Genomic DNA, 7,095 nt, shown 5'->3' with positions numbered 1-7,095 from the left:
GCTTATATCCGCCCGATTTACCCAGCCTAATCAGCAGTAATGCTGAAAGTCAGACACACTTTTTGCTACTTAACCCGCCAACCATAAACGCAGTTGCTAAGGCGGAAACACAAAAACCCTCGGCCCGGAAAACCTGGTCGAGGGTTCTGCTTGGGGTGACTGACGGGACTCGAACCCGCGACACCCAGGATCACAACCTGGTGCTCTACCAACTGAACTACAGTCACCATTACCGCATGAAAGGAGCTGTTTTCTCAGCTCATCTCTGCAGCGAACTATATGGTAGCCCACAGTGGGCTGGAAACAAAAACAGCAGGTCAACCCGGATAAATTTGGGAAAGGGTGGGGTTTGGGTCGTCGTAAAGCGAGCTAGCCGCGAATCTCACCGTACTTTTCCGTCGATTCCTTGCTTGCGACAGAAATAGCGTCGCCTTCGGGGCCGGGGTGGGGCAGAAGCATGGCGCGGCGGTAGTAGTCCAGCTCGCGGATCGACTCCTTGATATCTGCAAGAGCTCGGTGAGCGAGACCCTTTTCTGGAGCGCCCTTGAGGACCTGGGGGTACCAGCGGCGGGCAAGTTCCTTGAAGGAAGAGACATCAATCATGCGGTAGTGCAGGTGCTGGTCGAGCTCTGGCATGTAGCGGTGGATGAACTTGCGGTCGGAGGCAATCGAGTTGCCTGCCAGTGGGGCGGTGCGCGGCTCGGGAACCCACTGACGGATGTAGTCCAAAACAGCCTGTTCGGCGTCGGCGACATTAGTCTTGCTGTCGCGAATTTCCTGATCCAGACCGGACTTCGCATGCATCTTGGTGACGAAATCATCCATCTGCGCCAATTCGGTCTCGGACGCGTGCACGACGATGTCCACGCCTTCCCCGAGGACGTTGAGGTTGGCGTCGGTGACGAGAGCCGCGATTTCGACAATGACGTGGCGCTCGGGTTCGAGGCCCGTCATCTCACAGTCAATCCACACGATGCGGTCGAGCTCAGGGGAGAGCTGGAGGTCGGGATCGGGCTGAGCCATGATTTCACCTTTCGCTGAGATTCGGCATGATTCTGCAGTGCGCCTTATTTTGTGCCCGGACTGGGCTGTGGGGGCACACTCTGACTACGCCCAGCTTAGCGATGTGGATTGTGCTGTGGTCGGGCGTGTGGATTGCCGTGTGGTTTGTGGAGCGAATTGTGGGGGAAACGAAATTAACTGGAAAGTAAGATCTTAGAATTTGACAACGGGGCATGAACTAAATCGACCTATTTGCCTGATAAAATTACTTCTGAGTTCGGATTCCAACGGGAGAAATAGTTACATGGATGAGACGAGGCGTGTTGGCGACGCTGCTCAAAGCACCACCGCGGCACAGAAACCATCCGTCGATGATGTCATCATTGCCGCTGCGCGCGAAAGCGTAATGACTGTGGGCTTGCGTAGGACTTCGATTGCAGAAATTGCTCGCAAGGCAGGAGTTTCGCGTCCGACCGTATATCGTCGATACGCTGACATTGGTGAGCTTCTGGGGGAAGTGACCAACCGCGAAATCCTGCACATGCTTGAGGGGCTCCGCTATGTCCCTGGCGATTCGCGCGCTCGCATGTTGCTGCGTATTCGAATCGTCGTTCAACGCATCATCGAAAGTGACTTTTTCCCTGGCCTAGTCAAGACAGACCCTGACCGCGTATTAGAAGTGCTCACTGGAGAGATGAGCGAAACGCAGATGGAAATTGTGGAGAGGTTCATTCTCCCCGGTGTCCGTCACGGGCAGGAAGACGGCACTATTCGCGAGCACGATCCATATCTGCTTGCGCGCAACATTTACCGTCTGATTCAGACGATGGTGCTGGTGTGGCGCCCGGATGGCAAAGACGCGGCGCTAGACAAGAAATCTGTCGAAGAGGTCGTCGACATGGTCGACCGTTACTTGCGCCCGGATCCTGCGGATAACAAGAAGAACTAAGAAGTAAAAACCCGCCTGATGCTGGTATAAAACCAGTTCAGGCGGGTTATTTTTGCGCCCCCAGAAGGATTCGAACCCTCGACCAATCGGGTAGAAGCCGACTGCTCTGTCCACTGAGCTATGGAGGCTAGCTAAGAAAAGCATTGTAGCGTCTCTAATGTAGCCAATCACAACCGGTTCTGTTCTAGGGACTTTGGTCGCTAAGCTTAGGGCTATGACTGCCACGACCAAGGCCGAGACCTCTCCGCCTGTTAGCAAGGATAAGAAAGTCCGTAAATCTGCTGGTTGGTACGTTGTTTTTGTGCTTATCGGCGGCGTTCTAGCTGGTTTGCTCTCGATGGCGTTCAACATGGATTCGCGCGCCACGTTGGGTATTCCCGATCCCGGCACAATCACCACCTTCGGGTTCCCGTTCGCGAAGGCGGCCGGTGAGCTGCTCGCCTGCCTCGGCGTAGGTTCGTTTATGCTCGCCGCTTTCGGTACGAAGCAGCGTGCCGACGGCACTTTGGGCCTCGACGGCTACACGGCATCCCGCACGGGTATGTGGGCCATGCTCGGCTGGGGCCTCATGGCGCTGATGGAGATTCCGCTGGTGCTCTCCGATGTGTCGGGCCAGCCGCTGTCGACGACGATTCAGCTGAGCAACTGGGCTGTGTCCTTGGAGCAGACCAAGGAGGGCTTGGCGTGGCTGTGGGTAGCTATTTTTGCGGGCATTGTGGCGCTTGGTTCATCACTGACTCGTAAGTGGATTTGGCAGCCGGTGTTCTTCGCCATCAGCTTGGTGTCGATGATGCCGCTGGCTGTTGTAAGCCACAACGCCTCCGGTGGTGCCCATGACTACGGCACTAACTCCTACATCTGGCACTTGACCTTCACTGTGTTTTGGGTCGGCGGTTTGATGGCGCTGGTTGGCCACGCGCGTCGTCGTGGTGAATGGATGCCAGAAGTAGTGAAGCGCTATTCTTTCGTGGCGTTGGTGGCTTTCATCGCCATGTCTGCCTCCGGCTTCATTAACGCAGCCATCAACATTGACTGGTCTGACCTGGTCAGCAACAACTACGGCATCATGGTGCTGGTCAAGGCTGTGCTCACCATCTTCCTGGGCCTATGCGGCTATGTGCACCGCAAGATCACCATTCCGGAGATTGAGCGCGCTCAGTCGAATCGTCCATTCTGGCGTCTGGCCATTGTCGAGGTCATCATCATGGCGCTGACGATCGGCGTTGCCGTGGCTCTGGGCCGTACTCCGCCGCCACCGAATTTCTCTGAGCAGGCCGGTGGTGAGGGTCTGCCGTCGATTACGCAGATGCAGGTCAAGCTCGGTTACAACCTGGAAATCCCATTCGGTTGGGAGGCCATGTTCACGCAGTGGCGCTTTGACATCTTCTTCGGTTCTGCCGCCATCATTGCCGCGTGGATTTACCTGTACTGGCTCTACCTGCTGAAGAAGCGCGGTGGTACCTGGCCGCTGTCCAACACCCTGTGGTGGCTCGGTGGTTGCGCAACCTTGCTGTTTACTTCGTGCAGTGCGCTGGGCGTATACATGCCGGCTCTGTTCTCGGTTCACATGATCGCCCACATGCTTTACTCCATGGGTATTCCGGTCATGCTGGTGCTGGGTGGTCCGGTTACGCTTGCGCTGCGTGCGCTGAAGCCGGCCGGCCGCGATGGTCTGCCGGGTATTCGTGAGTGGCTGGTGGTCTTCATCAACAACCCGGTGTCGCGTTTCCTCACGCACCCGGTCGTGGCAACGGTGCAGTTCGTTGCGGGCTTTTACCTGCTTTACATGACACCGATTTATGACTTCTTGGCTGATGAGCACGCGGGCCACGTGTTCATGAACATCCACTTCTTGATCTCCGGTTACATCTTCTACTGGGTCATTATTGGTGTCGATGCTGCACCACAGCAGATTGAGCCGTCGGTCAAGCTGGTCACGCTGATGGGGTCGTTGCCGTTCCACGCTTGGTTCGGTATTTCGCTGATGCAGTCGCAGCAGGTGCTTGCCGAGGCCTACTACGCCAGCCTGGATCTCCCTTGGGCAGTGAATCTCCTGGAAGATCAGAACGTTGGTGGTGCCGTCGCGTGGGCTGCCGGTGAGGTTCCGCTCTACATCGTCACCGTTGCGCTGTTTGTACAGTGGCGGCGTTCCGATGAAAAGGATGCAGCCCGCTACGACCGCGTCGCAGACCGCAACAATGATGAGGAGTTGGCCGCTTACAACGAAATGCTCGCTCGCATGAGCCAGCAGGTCGGTGTTGGTGGCGAGGACGAGCGCGATTACTACACCTCGGAGGTTGACGCGCAGCATCCGGTGCACATGGATAATCCGATTGATGCCTCGAAGAGGCGCGGAAGGTAGCGTCGTTAAGCTGATTTTGCATGCTTGACGACGAGGATTGCCGCGACTTCGCCCCTCAACTTCATACGTAGCCTGTGGATAGTTGTCTTTTCGACAAACTTATCCACAGGCTTTTTATGTACCTCTTTCATTTGTTTCTCGAAGCCGGAAAAGTAATTGGCACGGCACGAATGAGACACCTTCGAATTATTCGGCCGACGTAGGTAAACGCTTTCTTTGGGGGAGGAGCCCGATGTCTGAGGCAGTTATTACCGTGGTGGGCAATGTGGTCCATCATGTGGAAAATCGAAATACCAATTCTGGGGCAAAGGTCTGCAAGTTTTCTGTGGCATCCAGTAAGTCGTGGAAGGGGGAAAATGGCTGGGAGCAGTCGGAGACTTCGTACTTTGATGTTGAATGCTGGGGCAAGCTTGCCGAGAACGTGAATAACACGGTGTGGAAGGGCCAAGCCGTCATTGTCCACGGTCACGTTCGTACGGATCGCTGGGAGGGCGATGATGGTACGAAGCATCAGCGCCAGAAGATCATTGCTAAGGCAGTAGGTCCGAATCTGCGCCGTCACCTGGCAACAGTGAAGACTATGACTGAGAAGCCGCATGAGTCGCCGACTGGTCTTGGTGAGTCATCGACTGGGGATTCGGAAGCTTCGGTTACTGAGACAGTTGCGTCTCAGGCCGGGGCCGTGCGCACCTTCACTGCTAGTACGGGCGGCGCTGGTGAGGCGGGGAACACAGGTGCAGCTAGTTCGGAGCAGCGAGAAATGGCTGATGCAGGAGTCAGTGCGCCGTTCTAACCCAGGAGCCAGTACATCGTTGTAGAGCGGAATGAGGGGGAGCCGCTGAAAGAGCGGAAAGAAGGGAGGGGTAATTACTGCACGTGAGGTGACGCTGCTGAGAAAGGGGAGGAATCGCATACGATTCGGCAGCGTTATCTCGCAGCTAGTTTTGCTAGCAGCCTGGCAGAGATTTTGGTGGGAAAGGATTGCGGGTACGCCCATGTAGATTGTGCCTTTTGGTTCCTATGCGTAACCTCTACAGGGATTGCTTATTTCCTTTCTACGAGGGGACGAAATTCCACCATGGGTGAGTTCATCTACCAGATGAAAAACGTGCGCAAGGCGCACGGCGATAAGGTTATTCTCGACAACGTCACCATGGCGTTTTACCCGGGCGCAAAGATCGGCGTGGTCGGTCCGAACGGCGCAGGTAAGTCGTCGATTCTGAAGATTATGGCTGGCCTGGATCAGCCGAGTAACGGTGAAGCTTTCCTGGAGCCGGGCGCCACTGTCGGCATCCTCCTGCAGGAGCCTCCGCTGAATGAGGAGAAGACCGTTCGCGGCAACGTCGAGGAGGGCCTCGGCGACATCTTCGAGAAGAAGGCTCGTTTTGAAGCCATCGCCGAGGAGATGGCCACCAATTACACCGACGAGCTCATGGAAGAAATGGGCAAGCTTCAGGAGGAGCTCGACGCCGCTGATGCTTGGGAGCTGGATTCCAAGATTGAGCAGGCAATGGATGCGCTTCGCTGCCCGCCGGCGGACGAGCCGGTTACTCACCTCTCCGGTGGTGAGCGTCGTCGTGTAGCACTGGCGAAGCTGCTGCTCTCCGAGCCGGACCTGCTGCTTCTCGACGAGCCGACTAACCACCTGGACGCCGAGTCCGTGCTGTGGCTCGAGCAGCACCTGGCTAAGTACCCGGGTGCCGTCCTGGCCGTGACCCACGACCGTTACTTCCTGGATCACGTCGCTGGCTGGATCTGTGAGGTCGACCGCGGCAAGCTCTACCCGTACGAGGGCAATTACTCGACTTACCTGGAGAAGAAGGCTGAGCGCCTCGAGGTTGCAGGTAAGAAGGACGCCAAGCTGCAGAAGCGTCTGAAGGACGAGCTGGCGTGGGTCCGCTCGGGTCAGAAGGCTCGCCAGGCCAAGAACAAGGCCCGTCTGGAGCGCTACGAGCAGATGGTGGAGGAAGCCGAGCAGTACAAGAAGCTCGACTTCGAAGAGATCCAGATTCCGACCCCGCCGCGCCTGGGTAACCAGGTTGTTGAGGTCAAGGACCTGGAGAAGGGCTTCGATGGCCGCGTCCTGATTAAGGACCTGTCGTTCACCCTGCCGCGTAACGGCATCGTCGGTGTGATTGGCCCGAACGGTGTGGGTAAGTCCACCCTGTTCAAGACCATCGTGGGTCTGGAGCAGCCGGATTCCGGTGAGGTCAAGGTCGGTCAGACTGTTCAGCTCAGCTACGTTGACCAGGGTCGTGAAAACATCGATCCGGAAAAGACCGTCTGGGAGGTTGTCTCTGATGGTCTCGACTACATCGTGGTCGGCCAGAACGAGATGCCGTCTCGTGCGTACCTGTCTGCATTCGGTTTCAAGGGTGCGGACCAGCAGAAGCCGTCGAAGGTTCTTTCCGGTGGTGAGCGCAACCGTCTGAACCTCGCGCTGACCCTGAAGCAGGGCGGTAACCTGATCCTCCTGGATGAGCCGACTAACGACCTTGACGTCGAAACCCTGTCTTCGCTGGAAAACGCACTGCAGAACTTCCCGGGCTGTGCCGTGGTCATTTCCCACGACCGTTGGTTCCTGGACCGCACCTGTACCCACATCCTCGCATGGGAAGGCAACTTCGAAGAGGGCAAGTGGTTCTGGTTCGAGGGCAACTTCGAGGGCTACGAGAAGAACAAGATTGAGCGTTACGGCGAGGAGGCTGCACGCCCGTCGCGCGTCACTCACCGTCGCCTGACTCGCTAATCTGTTTCTCGCGAATCTGATTTTTGCCAACGG

At 56.7% G+C, this 7,095-nt stretch carries 5 protein-coding genes and 2 tRNA genes; 4 read left to right on the top strand and 3 right to left on the bottom strand.

The genetic code is table 11. The features are described from left to right. Positions 1-151 precede the first annotated feature (151 nt). Together QP981_RS07920 and orn are read right to left on the bottom strand one after the other, a co-directional pair. Positions 152-227, bottom strand: a tRNA-His gene (locus QP981_RS07920). Positions 228-369: 142 nt separating this feature from the next. Beyond that, positions 370-1,023, bottom strand: a complete 654-nt coding sequence (gene orn, locus QP981_RS07915) for an oligoribonuclease (protein WP_284857739.1) — start codon at positions 1,021-1,023, stop codon at positions 370-372. Between the two features lie 283 nt (positions 1,024-1,306). Here orn and QP981_RS07910 point away from each other — a divergent pair, with 283 nt between their 5' ends. Continuing rightward, the gene (locus QP981_RS07910) at positions 1,307-1,951 is read left to right on the top strand and encodes a TetR/AcrR family transcriptional regulator (protein ID WP_284857740.1); all 645 of its coding nucleotides are present in this window, start codon (positions 1,307-1,309) and stop codon (positions 1,949-1,951) included. 55 nt (positions 1,952-2,006) lie between these two features. Here QP981_RS07910 and QP981_RS07905 read toward each other — a convergent pair. Then, positions 2,007-2,079, bottom strand: a tRNA-Arg gene (locus QP981_RS07905). Between the two features lie 86 nt (positions 2,080-2,165). Between QP981_RS07905 and QP981_RS07900 the strand changes: the two genes are divergently transcribed. The 3 genes from QP981_RS07900 to ettA all read left to right on the top strand — a co-directional run bounded on the left by QP981_RS07900 (position 2,166) and on the right by ettA (position 7,062). Further along, entirely contained in the window at positions 2,166-4,313 is a 2,148-nt protein-coding gene (locus QP981_RS07900) for a bifunctional copper resistance protein CopD/cytochrome c oxidase assembly protein (protein WP_284857741.1), read from the top strand. 232 nt (positions 4,314-4,545) lie between these two features. After that, the gene (locus tag QP981_RS07895) at positions 4,546-5,106 is read left to right on the top strand and encodes a single-stranded DNA-binding protein (RefSeq protein WP_049170979.1); all 561 of its coding nucleotides are present in this window, start codon (positions 4,546-4,548) and stop codon (positions 5,104-5,106) included. Between the two features lie 285 nt (positions 5,107-5,391). Continuing rightward, complete coding sequence (ettA, locus tag QP981_RS07890; RefSeq protein WP_016422285.1) at positions 5,392-7,062, top strand: energy-dependent translational throttle protein EttA; 1,671 nt, start codon at positions 5,392-5,394, stop codon at positions 7,060-7,062. Positions 7,063-7,095 lie beyond the last annotated feature (33 nt).

The organism is Corynebacterium sp. MSK047 (assembly GCF_030232285.1).
Classification (GTDB): domain Bacteria; phylum Actinomycetota; class Actinomycetes; order Mycobacteriales; family Mycobacteriaceae; genus Corynebacterium; species Corynebacterium jeikeium_D.
Note: the sequence above shows the minus strand (reverse complement) of the source record. Positions and strands in the feature narration are given on the sequence as shown.